General features: G+C 64.0%; 14 protein-coding genes and 1 other RNA gene. 2 read left to right on the forward strand and 13 right to left on the reverse strand.

All coding sequences use genetic code 11. The annotated features are described in order from the left end of the window. On the forward strand, positions 1-711 hold a 711-nt coding region (locus GY769_10665; GenBank protein ID MCP4202380.1), incomplete at its 5' end, for a glucose-1-phosphate cytidylyltransferase. Positions 712-724: 13 nt separating this feature from the next. On the opposite strand, the gene GY769_10670 is transcribed toward GY769_10665, so the two are convergent. Continuing rightward, positions 725-1,246 (reverse strand): acyloxyacyl hydrolase, encoded by a 522-nt coding sequence (locus tag GY769_10670; protein MCP4202381.1) that lies wholly within the window; start codon positions 1,244-1,246, stop codon positions 725-727. A gap of 41 nt (positions 1,247-1,287) precedes the next feature. On the opposite strand from GY769_10670, the gene GY769_10675 reads away from it, so the two are divergent. Continuing rightward, a complete protein-coding gene (locus GY769_10675; protein MCP4202382.1) occupies positions 1,288-4,392 on the forward strand; it encodes an alpha-mannosidase in 3,105 nt (1,034 codons plus the stop codon). 188 nt (positions 4,393-4,580) lie between these two features. Here GY769_10675 and GY769_10680 read toward each other — a convergent pair whose 3' ends face one another. The 12 genes from GY769_10680 to GY769_10735 all read right to left on the reverse strand — a co-directional run bounded on the left by GY769_10680 (position 4,581) and on the right by GY769_10735 (position 16,214). Next, entirely contained in the window at positions 4,581-5,444 is an 864-nt protein-coding gene (locus GY769_10680; protein MCP4202383.1) for a glycosyltransferase family 2 protein, read from the reverse strand. Next, positions 5,431-6,219: a TIGR00282 family metallophosphoesterase gene (locus tag GY769_10685; protein MCP4202384.1), complete on the reverse strand. Its 789-nt coding sequence runs from the start codon at positions 6,217-6,219 to the stop codon at positions 5,431-5,433. Before GY769_10685 ends, GY769_10680 begins: the two co-directional genes overlap by 14 nt. Beyond that, positions 6,216-7,796, reverse strand: coding sequence for a ribonuclease Y (rny, locus tag GY769_10690; protein ID MCP4202385.1), 1,581 nt, complete (start codon positions 7,794-7,796; stop codon positions 6,216-6,218). The genes GY769_10685 and rny overlap by 4 nt, the downstream gene beginning before the upstream one ends. A 69-nt stretch (positions 7,797-7,865) precedes the next feature. Continuing rightward, positions 7,866-8,050, reverse strand: a non-coding RNA gene (gene ssrS / locus GY769_10695) — 6S RNA. Between the two features lie 53 nt (positions 8,051-8,103). After that, on the reverse strand, positions 8,104-8,400 hold the full coding sequence (locus GY769_10700) for a cell division protein ZapA (protein ID MCP4202386.1): 297 nt from the start codon (positions 8,398-8,400) through the stop codon (positions 8,104-8,106). Between the two features lie 128 nt (positions 8,401-8,528). Continuing rightward, on the reverse strand, positions 8,529-9,029 hold the full coding sequence (locus GY769_10705) for a flavin reductase family protein (protein MCP4202387.1): 501 nt from the start codon (positions 9,027-9,029) through the stop codon (positions 8,529-8,531). 456 nt (positions 9,030-9,485) lie between these two features. After that, positions 9,486-11,306, reverse strand: coding sequence for a UbiD family decarboxylase (locus GY769_10710; protein ID MCP4202388.1), 1,821 nt, complete (start codon positions 11,304-11,306; stop codon positions 9,486-9,488). Positions 11,307-11,350: 44 nt separating this feature from the next. Further along, entirely contained in the window at positions 11,351-12,097 is a 747-nt protein-coding gene (locus GY769_10715; protein ID MCP4202389.1) for a sulfite exporter TauE/SafE family protein, read from the reverse strand. Between the two features lie 51 nt (positions 12,098-12,148). Next, positions 12,149-13,135, reverse strand: coding sequence for a squalene/phytoene synthase family protein (locus tag GY769_10720; GenBank protein ID MCP4202390.1), 987 nt, complete (start codon positions 13,133-13,135; stop codon positions 12,149-12,151). A gap of 109 nt (positions 13,136-13,244) precedes the next feature. Then, positions 13,245-14,081, reverse strand: coding sequence for a hypothetical protein (locus GY769_10725; GenBank protein MCP4202391.1), 837 nt, complete (start codon positions 14,079-14,081; stop codon positions 13,245-13,247). Beyond that, positions 14,078-15,100, reverse strand: coding sequence for a diphosphomevalonate decarboxylase (gene mvaD / locus GY769_10730; protein ID MCP4202392.1), 1,023 nt, complete (start codon positions 15,098-15,100; stop codon positions 14,078-14,080). Before mvaD ends, GY769_10725 begins: the two co-directional genes overlap by 4 nt. After that, entirely contained in the window at positions 15,093-16,214 is a 1,122-nt protein-coding gene (locus GY769_10735; GenBank protein ID MCP4202393.1) for a hypothetical protein, read from the reverse strand. The genes mvaD and GY769_10735 overlap by 8 nt, the downstream gene beginning before the upstream one ends. Between the last annotated feature and the right edge of the window lie 5 nt (positions 16,215-16,219).

A 16,219-nucleotide genomic window follows, 5' to 3' on the forward strand; every position in this document is an offset into this window, starting at 1 on the left:
ATGGTCGAGATCGGCGGCATGCCGATCCTCTGGCACATCATGAAGATCTACGGCTTTCACGGCGTGGAGCGCTTCGTCCTCTGCCTCGGCTACAAGGGCTGGGTGATCAAGCAGTATTTCCTCCGCTACCACGAGATGATGCGTGATTTCACCGTTTCCATGGACCACCCGGAGTCGCCCGAGTTCCACAACCGGCGCGGCGAAGAGCGGTGGCAGGTGACCTGTTCAGAGACCGGAGAGGAATCGGGTACCGGTGCGCGGCTCCGACTGGTGCGGGACTATCTCGACAAGGAGACCTTCTTCTTCACGTATGGCGACGCGGTCGGCAACGTGGATATCGGCAAGCTGCTCGACTATCACTACGAGCAGGGCAAGATCGCGACCGTCACCGGCGTTCATCCAACGTCCCGGTACGGCGAGATGGAAGTCAAGGACGGCGTCGCCCTCGAGTTCAACGAGAAACCGACCGTGGCTACGGGCGTGGTCAGCGGAGGCTTCTTTGTCTTCCAACGGGAGGTGTTCGACTACCTGAACGACGACCCAGAGCTCCTGCTCGAGCTCGAGCCGCTGCAGGCTCTGGCCCGCGACGGCGAGCTCGCGGTTTATGTCCACGAGGGTCACTGGGAGCCGATGGACACCTACCGGGATTACCTCCACCTCAACAAGACCTGGCGCGAGGGCAGCCCGCCCTGGAAGATCTGGAAGGACTAGGGAATCGCCGTTTCTACGGAAAGCCGACCACGAACACCAGCGAATTGCTGCCCGGGTTGAGGTCGTAGAACCCGGCGTTCGACAGATGGTAGACGAGCAGACCGAGTCGGAGATCTCGGCGAGTTCGATAGGTCGCTTCCAGGCTACTGCGAAACTCGATCGCTCCGCCCAGGTCCTTGCCGTCACCCTTCTCGAACACGCTCACCGCGAACCCGGGCCGCACGCGCCATTTGCCGCCCGGCTCCCACCTCCAGGAGGCTCCCGCGTAAGCCCACACCGCTTCATCGGCGGTCCCGGCGATCCCACCGACGAGGTCGAACCCCCTGGTGCCCATTGGGCGCTGAATCTCGAAGCCCAGCTCGGACGTTTCGCCCTCTTTCTCGAGCCCCCACCGGCCGGCGTAGACCGACCACTCGATCTGATCCGCCGCCGCCGGTGCGCCCGCCCCTGCAAGACTCGAGAGCGCGATCAGCACCGCCATGCCCGAGACAACCGCCCTGTCAGCGAAATGTCGTTTGTTGTCAGGACTGGACATCGCGGGATCTTACTGCAAGCGATTCCTCGGTTCTATTGCAAATGAAGGCCAACCGGAAAGCGCGCCTCTACGTCGTTGCGACCTCGCATCTGGACTCCCAGTGGCGCTGGACCATTCAAACGACGATCCGGCACTTTCTCCGACGAACCCTGCTCGACAATTTCGATCGCCTGCGGGCTTTCCCCGGCTACGTCCTCAGCTTCGAGGGCGCCTTTCGCTACCAGCTCGCCGAGGAGTACTACCCGAAGGAGTTCCAGGAGCTCACGCGCTGGGTCCGCGCAAAGCGCTGGCGCCCCGCCGGCGCCATGCTGGACGCGCCCGACACCAACTTGCCGTCACCCGAATCGCTGATTCGCCATGTTCTCTACGGCAACGGCTATTTCGAGAACAAGTTCGGCCAGCGCTGCATCGACGTTTTCCTTCCGGATTGCTTCGGTTTCCCCTGGAGCCTTCCCACCGTCGCCGCCCACTGTGGACTCGAGGGATTCTCGAGCCAGAAGCTCATCAAGTGGATGTCGCCAGCGAAGATCCCGTTCGACATCGGCCTCTGGGAGGGTCCGGACGGATCCCGCATCGTCGCGGTGCTCGACCCGGGTGGCTACGGTGCGCCGTTGCGCGAGGATCTCTCGAGATCTCGGGCATGGAAAAGAAGACTCGAGGTGAAGCGCGATGAGACCGGCGTGCCCCTTGGCTACAGGTACTTCGGCGTCGGTGACCGAGGCGGCGCTCCGGACCCGACATCTCTCGACTACCTGGAGCAGGGCTTGGCCGCGGACGGAGAGATTGAGGTCGTTCACTCGGGCTCTGATCAGTTCTTCCGTGATCTGGCGGCCCAAGACCGCGACCGGCTTCCGGTCCATCGCGGAGACCTTCTGCTCCCGACCCACGGTACCGGCTGCTGGACTTCCCAGGCCATTCTCAAGAAGTGGAACCGGCGCTGCGAGTTGCTCGCCGAGGCCGCGGAGCGGGCTGCGCTGGCCGCCGACTGGCTCGGAGGCCAGGACTACCCTCGGGCGGAGCTCCGCCAGGAATGGACCCGGTTTCTGTGGCATCAGATGCACGACGACCTCACCGGCACCAGCTCTCCGGAGGCCTATCGATTCACTTGGAACGATCTCGTGCTGGCGCAGAATCGCTTTTCGTCGCTGCTTCAATCCAGCGTGGCCGCGGTAGCTCGCGGACTCGACACCCGGTCCGAGGGGGTCCCGATCGTCGTGTTCAATTCCCTGGGCTTCGACCGCGAAGAGCTTGTCGATGCCTGGGTCCGGTTCGACCGCGAGCCGCCGAGATTCGTGACCGTCAGCGATCCCGCGGGGGCTGAGATCCCGAGCCAGGAGCTGGAACGCGAGGGCAACCGGCTGCGGCTGTTGTTCCCGGCGTCGGTGCCCTCGGTCGGAGTTGCCGTCTACCAGGTCATGCCGGCGGCCCAGGCTCGATCGGTGGATTGCGATCTGGCGATCACGGCCAGGACCCTCGAGAACCACCGCTACCGGGTCGAGTTCGACGACCACGGCGGGATCGTGAGCCTGTACGACAAGAAGCTCGAGCGCGAGCTACTGAACGGCCCCATGGACGTCGTCTTGCTCCCCGACCGTTCCTCGAAGTGGCCGGCCTGGGAGCTCCGCTACGAGGATCTGTGCTCGCCGCCGTCTGCCGTGGGCGGAAGGGCGGACTTTCGGATCGCGGAGACGGGCCCGGTTCGAGCGACTCTCGAGATCGTGAGAACGGCCGGGGCCACCACCCTGCTTCAGCGGATCTCGCTTGCGGTCGGTGATGCCGGATCGCGGCTCGAGATAAGGCTCGACATCGACTGGCAAAGCTCGGGCCAGCTGCTCAAAGCCGTTTTTCCTCTGGCCCTCGATGGAGCGATTGCGACCTACGACATGGGCCTCGGGGCGGTGGAGCGCGAACCGAACCGGCGCGAGCGGTACGAAGTGCCGGCCCACGAGTGGGCCGATCTTTCGGGACCGGACTGGGGCGTTTCAGTTCTGAGCCAGCACAAATACGGTTGGGATCGGCCCGACCCGAGCACCTTGCGCTTGAGCCTGTTGCGCGCGCCCAAGGCTCTGCGCAGGTTTGCCCACCAGGCGGTCCAGGATCTCGGCCGCCACCGCATGGCCTATGCCATCGAGAGCCACGGCGTCGACTCGGCGGCTGCGATCGCGGCGCGGGCAGCGAGTTTCAACCAACCTCTGTTTCCGTTTCAGGCGGGACCTCATCCCGGTGCTCTCGGACGCAGGTTCTCACTGCTGCGAATCGAGAGCCGGAGCGCCCAGCTCATGGCGCTCAAGCAGGCAGAAGATCGGCGGCTCTGGCTGGCTCGCATCCGTGAAACCGCGGGCGGGCGCTCGGCCTCGGTCTCACTGGCGGCACCCCAGCCGTTTCTGAGCGCCGCCGAGGTCAACGGCTGTGAGCAATCGGAGTCGCCGGCGGTGCTTACCGGCGGACGTCTGAGCATTGACCTCCAGGGCTTTGCGCCGCGCAGCTTCTTGCTGGCGCCAGGGGCTCCACCGAGCCGTGTGCCGCTCCTCGATCAGGCACGGGTCGAGCTTCCCTTCGAGACGCCTTCGACCAGTTTCCACGGTCAGCCGGGATCCAACTTCGATGGCGCGGGCCAATCGATCCCGGGTGAGCTCTTCCCACCGCAGATCACCGCCGGGGGCTTGTGCTTTGTTCTTGGGCCCAACGAGCCACACGAGCACAATGCGATGGCCTGCCGAGGGCAGGAGCTCGATCTGCCGGCCGGCGACTTCGATCGCTTGGCCTTCCTGGCGACCTCGACCAGCCGGGACGGGACGACGATGAGCTTCCCCGGCGGAGACGGCAAATCCGTGCGCGTGCCCTACTACTCGGGCTTCGTCGGGCAGTGGAAACGCTTCTCGGGACGGTTCGGCTTTCTTCTCCGCCGCTGGAAGCCAGGCTTCATCGAACGGACGCCGGTCGCCTGGACCGCCACACACCGCCACGACCGCAAGGTCCGCGATCAGGTCTACACCTACTGCTACCTCTTTCTCTTCGAGATTCCGATCTCGCCGGAAGCCCGCTCGGTCAAGCTTCCAGTCGCGCCGGACGTCAAGCTGTTCGCCACCACGGCGTCACTTTCCGGCGAATGGACGCTCGAGCCCGCGGCGCTCTTCTACGACTGAATCGGGGCCACCATTCTCTGGTGTCCTCTTCCAAGAGCTGCCCGCCTGAAGGAGCGACGAGTGGGCCTCGGAGGGAGCCTCTCTTCGCTCCCGGAGAGACCACACCGGAGCGACGCATCTGGTCCAGTCGGCTCGGAGGTCGAGCCGTCCTCTGGCGAATCACTTGTCGACCGCCCGTCGACTCCGAACTAGCCCGCCCCGTCTCCAGGCCGTTCCCAGGTCTCGGCGCTCTCGTCGAAGGCGGGTAACTCGACCTCCTGGCCGAGGCGGGTCCGCACCCCGTACTCCCAGAGGCGGGCATACTTCATGAACACGCCCGTCGCCTGGAGTCCACAGATCGCCAAGCCGTGCATGCCGTCGAGAATGCCAAGCTGCAGAAAGTAGGTCCGGAAGAAGCGCCACAGCGGTCGGCCACCGATTGCCAGGAGTCCCGCGCTGCGGCCTTCCCGAAACCCCTGGGCCGCACCCCAATCGGCGTAGTTCATGAGCTTCTGGAAGTACTGGTCAAAGGTCCGGTAGGTGTAGTGCAGAAGCGAGCTCTTGAGAGTCGGAACGTCGCCGTCGATATCCAGATCCGCGTGAACGCGGCGATTCGGATACCGACCGTGGGCGCGATCGAACAGACGGATGACCTTGTCGGTCGACCATCCGGAGTGCTTGATCACCTTCTCGAGGACCACATTCTTGCGCCGGATGTAGTAGCCATACGCCCGGGGCGGCACTGAGAGGATCCCCTGAATCTCGTCGGCGAGCTCGGGCGTGATGCGCTCGTCGGCGTCGACGATCAAGACCCAGTCGTTCTCCACCCGGTCGCGCGACCAGTTTTTCTGGGCCGCGGAACCAAAGTACTCGCGCTGCAGTACCTTGACCGGATAGCTTTTCGCGATTTCGACCGTCTCATCGGTCGAATAGGAATCCACCACCAACACCTCATCGGCCCAAAGAGCAGACTCGATGCAGTCACCGACATTCACCTCTTCGTTGAAGGTCGTGATGATCACCGAGAGAGGCCGGCTTGGGCGCTTGCTGGCTTGCTCACTATGTTTCGGCATCTTGCACCATGATCCTCTCGATCCGGGCCGCCTTCCCGGAGAGCTCGTCGACCGTGATCAGACAGCCCGCCAGACGGACGTCCCTCTTGGCCACCTCGAACGGAAACGGAGTCTGCTGAAGGAAGCGCCGCAGGACTTTGTCTGTCTTCATGCCGATAATCGATTCGTAGGGTCCGGTCATGCCCGAATCGGTTTGAAACGCGGTACCCGCCGGCAAGACCCGTTCATCGGCAGTCGGCACATGGGTATGGGTTCCTACGACCGCGCTGACTCTGCCATCCAGATAGAACCCTAGCGCCTGTTTCTCACTCGTGGCCTCAGCATGAAAATCCACGAAGACGACCTTGACCTCGTCGGCGAGCTCTCCCAGGATCCGATCGGCCGTGCGAAAGGGGCAGTCGAGCGATTTCATGAAGACTCGGCCTTCCAGATTGAGGGTCGCGACCTTGACGCCACCCGCGGTCTCACCCACATGGACACCCGAGCCGGCCGTGCCCTCCGGATAGTTGGCCGGTCGCAGCAGTCTGGCCTCCGACCCGAGAATCTCGACTACCTCACGCTTGTCCCAGATGTGGTTGCCGCTGGTGAAACAGTGAATCGGAAGCTCGTCCAGCTCCGCGAAAACCGGCGCCGTCAGCCCAAAGCCCCCGGCCGAGTTCTCCACGTTCACGATGACGTAGTCGGTCCGATATTCGTCGATCAATCGCAGCAGATGACGGGCCAGCATGCGCCGGCCCGGCTTGCCCATCACATCGCCGACGAAAAGGATCTTCATTTGGCGTATTCGATCGAGCGCGTTTCCCGAATTACCGTGACCTTGATCTGGCCGGGATAGGTGAGCTCGGATTCGACCTTGCCGGCGATATCGCGCGAGAGCCAGATCGCCTCGTCGTCATTGACCTTCTTGCTGTCCACGATCACCCGCACCTCGCGCCCCGCCTGAATCGCGTAGCTCTTCTGAACACCCTTGAAGCCCTGCGCCAGCTCCTCGAGCGCTTCCAGACGCTTGACGTAGGTTTCCAGAATCTCTCGCCGCGCTCCGGGTCGGGCCGCCGAAAGCGCATCGGCCGCGGTCACCAGCACCGCCTCGACTGTTTCCGGATCGTAGTCGCCATGATGGCAAGCCATCGCGTGGACGACGTCTTCGCGCTCGCCGTACTTGCGCAGCAGATCGATTCCGATCTCGAGATGAGTGCCCTCCATCTCTCGGTCGACGGCCTTGCCGATGTCGTGCAGCAAGCCCGCCCGTTTGGCCACCTGGACGTTGCATTTGAGCTCGGCAGCCATGGTGCCGGCCAGAAACGACACCTCCTTGCTGTGCTGAAGGACGTTTTGCCCGTACGAGGTCCGGTAGCGAAGGCGTCCGAGGAGGCGCACCAGTTCTTGGTGGACATTCGGCAGATTGAGCTCGCGAAGAGCGGACTCTCCTTCCTGGCGGATCTTCTGGTCGAACTCGACCTTGACCTTCTCCACCACCTCCTCGATTCGCGCCGGGTGAATCCGGCCATCCGCGATCAACCGCTCAAGAGCGGTTCGCGCGATCTCGCGACGAAACGGATCAAATCCGGAGACGATGACCGCCTCGGGCGTGTCATCGACGATCAAATCGACGCCGGTTGCCGCCTCGATCGCCCGGATGTTGCGCCCTTCACGTCCGATAATGCGGCCCTTCATCTCATCGCTGGGCAGCATCACGACCGAGACCGTGGTTTCGGAGACGTAGTCCGAGGCTGCTCGCTGCACCGCCATGCCGACGATGCGCTGGGCCTCGCGCGAGGCTTTTTCGCGCGACTCGTCTTCAATCCGCTTGACCATATGCGCGGCTTCCATCCGGGCATCGGTCTTCATGGCCTCGACCAACTCATCCTTGGCCTGCCGAGCCGTGAGGCCGGCGATCTGCTCGAGCTTCCCGGTCTGAACCGAGATCAACTCATCCAGTTCCTTGTGCCTCTCCTCGAGCGCGGCTTCCCGAGCCGTCAGCTTTCGCTCGCGTTTTCCGAACGACTTCTCTTCGCGGCGCAACTCGGCGCTCGCTCGCTGGACCGCATCCTCTTTCTGCTGGACCACGTCCTCCTTCTGAAGGACGCGTTTTTCCAACTGTTCGAGTTCTTTGCGTTGGCGCCGCGAGGCCTTTTCGAATTCGCCCCGCGCCTGGAGGAGTTTCTCGCGAGCCGCCAACTCGGCTTCCTTGAGCTTGGCCTCACTCTCCCGCTGGGCGGCCGCGAGGATTCCCTCGGCCTCTCGCTGAGCCTGCGCCGTGACTCTCTCCGCCGCCCGCCGGAAAAAGAACCACCAGGCGGCCAATATCAGTATCAGAGCCGCGGCCGCGGCAACCAGAATTTCGGTCAACATTTCGACCCCCTATTTCAAAGAGGGGATCGGGTGGATGGAGAGAAACCTCGCTTGTCCGGGAAGGTGTGAGCACCCCCCGTGAAGCCGTGTGGGCGGTATTAGAACCTGGTGTGCACCAGGTGGGTGTCCGCTTCGAGGGCCGTTAGCGTCCCCGTCAAAGCGGGGCTGGCACAGGCCACGGGAATGAAAGACTCCCTGGAATTAAGAGTTGGTTCTACAACTACCTTACCCATCACGAAACCTCACAGGGGATGCCAAGCTCAGTCTTCAATTTCTTATCGCGGCGAGCCGACCTGCAAAAAGCAAGTTAGCTCTCGAGCGCCTTTTCTAGTCTCTCTGTCAGCGTCGCCACTCTCTCCTGGATATCTACCCGTTCCCCTTCCTGCTGCTTCCCACGCCGATACATCTCATCGGCTATGTTGAGCGCCGCCAGGATCGCGATCTTGGCCGTGTCTACAGTCGTGACCTGTTGTGCGACTTCTCGCATCCTCTGGTCCACCAAGTTCGCTACTTCCTGGAGATGCTCCGGGTTATCCTCGCCCCGGACGTGATAGACGGTTCCGAAGATCTCCACATCGGTCGTCGTGGTCGTCTTTGTAGCCATCATCATTCCCGGAAAAGACCTCGCCCCGAGGCCGATAAAACGGCTTCGAGATGAGCTTCGACGAGAAAACTATAGCACAGGCCCGACCGCCCTCGGCCTGTCCTCCGAGCCCTCACAGAGGCGACAAGTCAGTCGCTGTCAGGGATTTCCTGCAGTTTCCGATAGCCGCGATTCCAGTACGCCAGTGGCATCTCGTCGGGCCGCTCGACCATGGACGCTTCCACCTTGCCGACGTAGATCGTGTGGCTCCCGGTCTTGGATCTCGAGTAGATGGAGCAATCCATCCAGGCCAGAGCGGAGGACAGGACCGGAGCTCCGGTCGCCGCCGTAGTCCAGTCTCCAACCGCGAAGCGATCTTCGTCCTTCACCCAGGCGAATCGATTGGAAAGCTCGACCTGATCGTGGGCAAGGATATTGACCGCAAACGAGGCGCCTTCCTCCTGGAGAAGCCCGTAGGCCCGATGCCGATGGTCGATCATGATCAGAACCAGCGGGGGATCGGGCGAAACGGACGCGAAGGCGGACACGGTCAGACCGTGGCGAGTTTCGCCCGAGCGCACGGTCACGATGGTCACGCCGGACGGAAAGTGCCGCAGAACATCCCGGTAGTCGTCGGTGCTGATAGTCAATGGATAAACCCTCGCCAAGTGAGTGTCGGTCGCGGATTCTAGCAGCGCAGAGCGCCAGATCGCGGCCGCGGATCGCGTCTTCCCGGGCATGTGGCCGCAACAACCCAGCGCCCGGGAGCCTGTCCGGCGGCGAGACCGGCCTCGCGCCGCCGATGTCGAGCGACGCCGGACCGACCGTCAATCGGCCAGGGGTACGGTGCTGATATGCCCCGGCAACGAGGGCTTGCTGGTGGACTGGAGCGCCGGAGGCTTCGCGGTTGAATCCAACATCGCGGTGCGAGTGGGAGCCACCTACCGGTTGCGCTGGTGGCTCGGTGAGATTCCACGCCCGATGGCAGCCGTCGTGCGCTGGAGCCGGTTGAGCCGGACTCTCGTCGAATCGGGCGTCGACTCCGTGGGCGACGTGACGCCGGTCTTTCGCTCGGGATTCGAGTTGGTCAAGATCCGGCCAGACGCTCACACCGGAGTCAGCTGTGCCGAGCTCGAGTCGCCCATCTCCAGCCCGTCCGCGAAGTACTCCGTCCAGCGCCGATCGACGAGTCGCGAGATCTCGTCCGAACAGAACAGCTCGTCGGGGAACCCCAGCTTGACCCGCGCGTCGAGAACGATCGGCATGCGATAGCTGAGGTGGTTTCTCACCACCTCGGTACCGGCCGCATGGATATCGGCTGCCGGTTCGAATCGAGTGAAGGTCGTCCAGAGAAAGTTGATCGAGCTCGCCACCGCCCTCTCGGGCTCGTCGGTAACGACGACCAAAGGCCACTCTGAAAACGCCGGATGGCTCGCAATCCGCTCCGGCAAGCCCGGCTCTTCCGACTTGGGCGCTCCTCCGACCACGAGACAGCCGCGGCAGAAGGGCTCGGCAAAACTCACGCCTTGCGGCAACTCGGCTGTCTCGAAGGCGGCTGGAAGCCGTCGCACGGGATCGCCGAGCCCCAGCCAGATTCCCTTGGAGCCCTCGTTGACGGCGGGTCCGGTGTAGTCGAGCGTGTCCATGGCCAGGTTCGCGAAGACGAAAAGGTCGGTTTCGACACGCGTACGCTCGAGAACGTGCTCGAGCGTTGACCGAAAGTCTCGCAGGTCTGTCGGCCGGTCTGTAGCCAGGAGAAACTTGGTGAGGGAAAGTTGGCCTTCTCCAAGGATTCGAAAGGCGCTGGCCATCGCCTCGCGCGCGTAGCGTTCACGAACTACCGCGGCAGCCAGCGAGTGATACCCGGTCTCACCATAGGACCAGAGGTCCACCACCCCGGGCATGACCAAGGGGAACAGAGGCGAAAGCAGATCCTGGAGCAGATCGCCGATGTAGAAGTCTTCCTGGCGCGGCTTGCCGACTACGGTCGCCGGGTAAACCGCACCGTTGCGATGGGCGAGGTGTTCGACCTCGAGCACGGGATAATCGTGCTCGAGCGAGTAGTAGCCGTAGTGGTCGCCGAAAGGTCCCTCGGGGCGACGCTGCCGTGGCGGCACACGGCCTACCAGGGCAAACTCGGCCTCGGCGAGCAGCGGTAGCGGCCCCGGCCCATCGCACAGCGGCAACTTGCCGCCCTGGATCAGAGACGCCAAGACCAGCTCGGGCACGTTCTCTGGCAGCGGCGCGATCGCCGACAACATCGCCGCCGGCGGTCCGCCGACGAAGACGTTTACCGGCAGCGCCTCTTCGCGCGCCTCGGCGACCGCGTAGTGGTAGCCACCGCCCTTGCCGATCTGCCAGTGCATGCCGGTGGTCCGCTCGTCGTACACTTGCAACCGGTACATGCCCAGATTGTGGCCCTTGCCTTCGGGGTGTTCGGTATACACCAGGGGCAGGGTCACGAACGGCCCGCCGTCGTCGGGCCAGGTCGTCAGCACCGGCAAATCTCCGAGGTTCGGAGTCGAGCTCAGGTTGTCGGTGACCGGGCCACGACGATAGCGCTTGAGGCCTACCCGCAGCAGCCCGCCGAGCACGTCCCGGTGCTGCCAGAGCGTGGCCGCCGAAGGCGGCATAAGGTTCTCGGCGAGCTCGACTGCCCGTTGAATCAGCCGGAACGGGTGACGCCCAAAGGCCATCTCGGCGCGCCGGGCGCTGCCGAACAGGTTGGTGACGCACCGGAAGCGCGACCCGTGCACGTTGTTGAAGAGTAGGGCCGCACCTTCCGCCGCAATCACCCGGCGATGGATCTCGGCAATCTCGAGACGGGCATCGACCCCGGCCTCGACCTCCACCAATTCACCCTCGCGCCGAAGAGCGTCGAGGAAGCTGTTCAGATTCTGGAATGGCTTCCTGGTTGAGGTAGTCATCAAACGATGACGAGTCTACGCGAACGTCCGGGGACTCGCCCGGCCTAGGCGAGCAAGCGGCGCAGAAGCACGGCAATCGCCAGCAAGACAACCACGCCCAAGACCTTCTGCACGGTCCGGGGACGGAACCTGACCGACCCCAGATGAGAGCCGATCACGCCACCGAGCAGGACGGAAATGGAAAGAGGTAACAACCAGGTGACCTCCAGCGACCCGGTCTGAGCCCGCGGCAGCAGTCCCGCCAGCGAGTTGAGCATTACGAAGACGGCACCGGCGGTCGCGGCCTCGCGTTCGCTGGCGAGATTCAGGGAGATCAGCAAGGGAATCAGGTAGATGCCGCCTCCGATCCCGACGGTGCCCGCCACGAAACCGAGAACCGCTCCGAGAGCGAGACACGCGGCCAGGCGGCTTCCAGCCTTGAGCTCTAGATTCGAATGAAGATCCCCGACGAGGTAGATCCGAGCCGCCACGGCCACCAAGGTGGCCAACAGGAGCCACTGAAAGACCCTTGCGGCAAGAACCAACTGACCGCCCAAAAAGGCCATGGGCATCGAAGCGAGCAACAACGGCAGGATCAGCTTGGGCCGGAAGTAGCCCGCACGGGAAAAGCTCGCCAGACCCAGACTCGCGACGATCACGTTGAGAGCCAGAGACGTTGTCGGGATGATCGCTTGCGCTACGCCGGCGATCGCGAGAATCGCGGTATAGGAGGTGCCGCCTCCCAGCCCGACCGACGAGTAGAGGAGTGCGACGAAAAAGAAGGCGATCGCGAAAGGCGTCGGGTCGTTCATCGAAAACGGCGCCGCTTCAATAAGAGCTACTGCCCTGGTAAAAAGGTCGGGCTAGCTGCTCTGCGGAGCCGATCTTCGCGACTCCAGCACCGGGCGGCCTTCCTCGATGGCCTGATGAACTTGAGCGTACAAGGCGAACACCCGCTCGCGCGTGATCTTGGCACCGGGTCCGCGCTCTTCGACCAGATCGAGGGTCGCCCAGGCCAATTCGACAGGCAGCGCCGTGAACGCGACCACTCCCGCCGGCGCGCCTGCTCGCTGCAGCTCGCGCGAGTACTCTGTGGCTGCCTGGAGATCGGTTCGTGCCAGCGCGAACACCTCTCCCCGATCGACCGTGGACGGCAGGAAATTCCGGCCTTCACCTTCGTCGGATGCGCTGTCCTTCAGAATGTTGACCAGCTGAAGCCCTTCACCGAACGCCGAAGCCCGCTTGCGAAGAAACTCCGCTGACGCAGCCAGGCTGTCGCTGCCCAACAGGAAGAGATCGGTGAGCATCTCACCGACAATTCCGGCCACGGCGTAACAATACGCGCGCAGGTCGTCCAGGTCTCGCAAGCGCAAGACCCCGGCTCCGTCGGTGTGGGCCACGAACTCCGCCATCAGCTGTGCAGTGCGGCCCGTGTGTTCGACGATGGCGGTACGCGAGGGTTCGTCCAGCGCGAGCAAGGCGGCAAAAACCAGCGGTGTCTCTTCGAGCAGCTCGAGGTATCCCGCGTGGTCGGTGGGTGGCTCTCGCGACCACTCGCGGACACAGCGTTGCGCCCGCTCGACGGAAGGCGAGTCCAGAAGATGGTCGAACTCCTTGAGCGCCGCGAGCCGCTGCGGCCGGTCCCAGAGCACGCTGGCATCCTCGAACGTATCGGCGATCCGGAAGAGAAGATACGCGATCGTAACTTCGCGCAGTGTCGGCTGCGGCAGCTGCGGAATCGCAAGCGCGAAAGTACGGCTCGTCTTCACCAACAGATCGTGAAGACGCGCGTCACGATCTGCAGGCTCCGACGGTTGGGCCGTTTCCGTGCTGATGGGTCTTTCGTCCATTTGAAACGATCCGTTACCGTGGATCCTACCCGACCTTTCGGGCACCGTTTCCGACGCTCCGGCACCGAAAGTACGGCGCCCGGCGTTGACGGGTTCTGTGAAAGCGAGTCTAGTCCGGGTCCACGCGCGTGCCCGAAACCTCTTCGCCGCGGGCCGCGGCAAGGAGCAAGCCCTCTGAGCGGCCGTCCAGAATCCATGAGGGCACGCCCAGGCGACTGAGCGCCAGCGCGCTCTTCACTCGGTGCCGCATTCCGCCGGTCACGTCGCTGACACCGGGCGGACCCTTGACGACCTCGGAGCTCGCGGTTTCGGACAGACTGTCCATCACCTCATCGGCGTTGGCTCTGGTGATCAGGCCGATCGTCTCACCGACCGAGTCGAGAACCCCGTCGGTGTTGCCGAGCCAATAGGCGGCCGATACCCGGAATCCCCTTGCCATAAGCAGGGGCGTGACCGCCAGGAACACCCGCTCGGTCGAGAAGATCCGGGCGCGATCCTCGGTATCGAGGACGACGTCTCCGAACAGCACCGGCAGCAGCCCGCACTCGATCGCTCCGGCCAACGGCTCGATGCTCAGGCTCACGAGTCGGCCCTTCGAAGACACCATCGAGCTGCCAGGCGCCACCGAGAACGGATCCAGACCGGCTTCGAGTAGCGCAGCCATCACCTTCCGATGAAGACGAGCCGCGGCGTCCTGCGTGCGAACCAGAGTGTCGAGCGACGGTTTCACGCCCGGCGAAGACCATCCGCCGCTGGTGGCCACCGCATGACCGAACGATCCGCTACCGTGCCCCAAAACCATACCGCCGGCAATGACCTCCCTGACTTCGCGCAATTCGGCGGCCAACCTCGCCAGAACGCCGGTTCGAACCGACTCCTGGCCGGCCTTGTCGGTGATGAGACTGCCGCCGAGCTTGACCAGAATCACCGGAGGTTTCTCCGTCATGAGCCTCCCAGGTGCTCCGACGTCGAGTAGGGTCCTTCGCCGACACGATCGCGCAGAACCGATTCAACCTCAGCCATCGATTCGAACTCCTTCGCAACTTGCTCTTCGAACTCGGCCGGGCAGATCGCGTGTACATTCGGTCCGGCGTCAATGGTCGCGTACACGGGAACTCCGTCTCTACGCAGCGACCTTATCGACCAAAGCACGGCAAGGGTACCGGGCTTCCAGTAGTAGATCGGCGGTCGCGACGACATCGCGACGTGGTGCAGGTCGATGGCTTCGGACTCCACGATCGGTCCGAGGGTCTCGAGGTCGCGCCGCTTGATCGCGTCCCGAACGGCTTCGAGTCGCTCTCCCAGCTCTCCGAGTCGGGGCGCGAACCGCGGACTTGAGGGAGCGCGCCGATGACCGTCGCGTGAAGAAACGCCTTTCGGCGCCGAGTCGACAACCGCCACTACGTCCCGCAAGTCCCAGTGCTCGGCGGTCGCGATCCGCATGGCCGCCGGTTCATCCAAGTCACCGACATCCGCCGGCCATTGCACGTAGCCGCCCATAACCGACCGCGCCGCCGAGCCGGAACCGCTCATTCGCGCCAGGACGGAGGCTTCTGTGGCGTCCTCGGGGGGCGTTCCCAGCGCCTCGGTTGCGGCCAGTGTCAGGGCCGAGAAACCCGATGCCGAGGACGCGATCCCGGCGCCGGTGGGAAAGCTGTTCTCCGTCCAGACCTTACAGCCCCCGCTCTTCCCAGCCCGCCTCCGGAGATTCTCGAGATGCCGTTGAACGGGCCGTGCAAAGCCGTCCGGGGCCGGCTCGAAGGTGCCGCCCACCTGGCGAAACCGGACTTCATCCCCGCTCCGGGTGCTGTCGTACTCTACGGTGCACTTCGAAGTGCATCTGGACAAGGTCATCGAGATCGAAGGATTGCAGGGCAGCACCTTGTCTTCGTCTCGAATACCCCAATACTTGATGAAGGCGATATTGGAGGGGGCGACAAAGGTGGCTCGCTGCGTTTCAGGCATTGTCATCTCGCGTCAGTTCCAGACCTTGGCCGCCGAGTCGCGCGTCGAATGGCCGGTATGCACCTAGGATAGCGTCGAGGTCCGCGCCGGCTCGAGCCTTGGGCGGCCAGAGCACGAGCAGGCTGCCGGCGGCGGCGGCGGAGAGGCTCCCGGCACCAGAGATCTTAGCCGCGCCCCCCGCGGCCTCGACGCGGCGCACGGCTTGGGCCACCGGAGCCGGCACCACTCCGAGCTCCTCGAGGCAAAGCTCGAATCTCCGAACCGCGTTCACCAGAGTCGGCCAGTCGGGGGTCTCCCGCCCCAGCGCTTCCATCAGCGTTCGGGTAGACCTCTCCATCGCGTCGAGCCGATCGGCGAACCGGCTTGGCTCACGATCGCGCAGATCTCGGACGGCCGCCACGACCTCTCCCGTCGTCTCGGCGGGCGCCCCGGTGTCATAGACCCGAATCCCCTGGCGAAACCAACCCGGCCGAGCCAGATCGGTAGCACGAAGCGACCCGTCCTCTCTGGCCACCGCCAAGAAACCGCCGCGAATGACGGCGGTGTGATCCACTCCCGAAGGCCGCCCATGTTGCCGCTTCTCGGCTTCGAGAGCGACGTCGACGATGCGTTCATCGCCTACCGACAACTCGGTCCCCGCCGACAGCGAGCCCAGAATCGCTGCGGCGACGGCTACGGCGACCGACGCCGAGCTGCCGAAGCCGGAGCCCACCGGCAGCTCGGACCGCACGGACAGGCGCAAAGCCGGGCTCGGGCTGGTGCCCTCAGTCTGCTCCAGGGATCTCATGGCCTCGGCGAGCGCGACCTTGACGACCCCGGCTTCATCGCGTGACCCGAGTCCGGCGAAGTCTCCTCCTGCCGGCCGTTCACGGTAGCTTCGCCAAGACTCGCGGCGCCGATCACCATACGCCGAGATCTCCTCCCAGGTGCACTCTTCCCGATAGCCCAGATCAGGAAGGTCGAGCTCCAGCTCTCCTGTTTCCACCGGTGAAATCCGCGCCCGGGTGCGCAGACCGACCGCGGCAACCAATGCCGGCCGGCCGTATACCGCGGCATGCTCTCCCATGAGAATCAGTTTGCCGGGAGCGCTCGCCTGGCATCGAAGCGCGGACACGGAGC

The sequence above is a fragment of the bacterium genome, from assembly GCA_024224155.1.
Lineage (GTDB): Bacteria > Acidobacteriota > Thermoanaerobaculia > Multivoradales > JAHEKO01 > CALZIK01.

Coding starts and splice junctions, on each gene's coding strand:
- GY769_10725 (MCP4202391.1), bottom strand. CDS start 14,081: ATGACGGAGAAACCTCCGGTGATTCTGGTCAAGCTCGGCGGCAGTCTC.
- rny (MCP4202385.1), bottom strand. CDS start 7,796: ATGTTGACCGAAATTCTGGTTGCCGCGGCCGCGGCTCTGATACTGATA.
- GY769_10685 (MCP4202384.1), bottom strand. CDS start 6,219: ATGAAGATCCTTTTCGTCGGCGATGTGATGGGCAAGCCGGGCCGGCGC.
- GY769_10680 (MCP4202383.1), bottom strand. CDS start 5,444: ATGCCGAAACATAGTGAGCAAGCCAGCAAGCGCCCAAGCCGGCCTCTC.
- mvaD (MCP4202392.1), bottom strand. CDS start 15,100: ATGCCTGAAACGCAGCGAGCCACCTTTGTCGCCCCCTCCAATATCGCC.
- GY769_10710 (MCP4202388.1), bottom strand. CDS start 11,306: ATGACTACCTCAACCAGGAAGCCATTCCAGAATCTGAACAGCTTCCTC.
- GY769_10720 (MCP4202390.1), bottom strand. CDS start 13,135: ATGGACGAAAGACCCATCAGCACGGAAACGGCCCAACCGTCGGAGCCT.
- GY769_10700 (MCP4202386.1), bottom strand. CDS start 8,400: ATGGCTACAAAGACGACCACGACGACCGATGTGGAGATCTTCGGAACC.
- GY769_10715 (MCP4202389.1), bottom strand. CDS start 12,097: ATGAACGACCCGACGCCTTTCGCGATCGCCTTCTTTTTCGTCGCACTC.
- GY769_10670 (MCP4202381.1), bottom strand. CDS start 1,246: ATGTCCAGTCCTGACAACAAACGACATTTCGCTGACAGGGCGGTTGTC.
- GY769_10675 (MCP4202382.1), top strand. CDS start 1,288: ATGAAGGCCAACCGGAAAGCGCGCCTCTACGTCGTTGCGACCTCGCAT.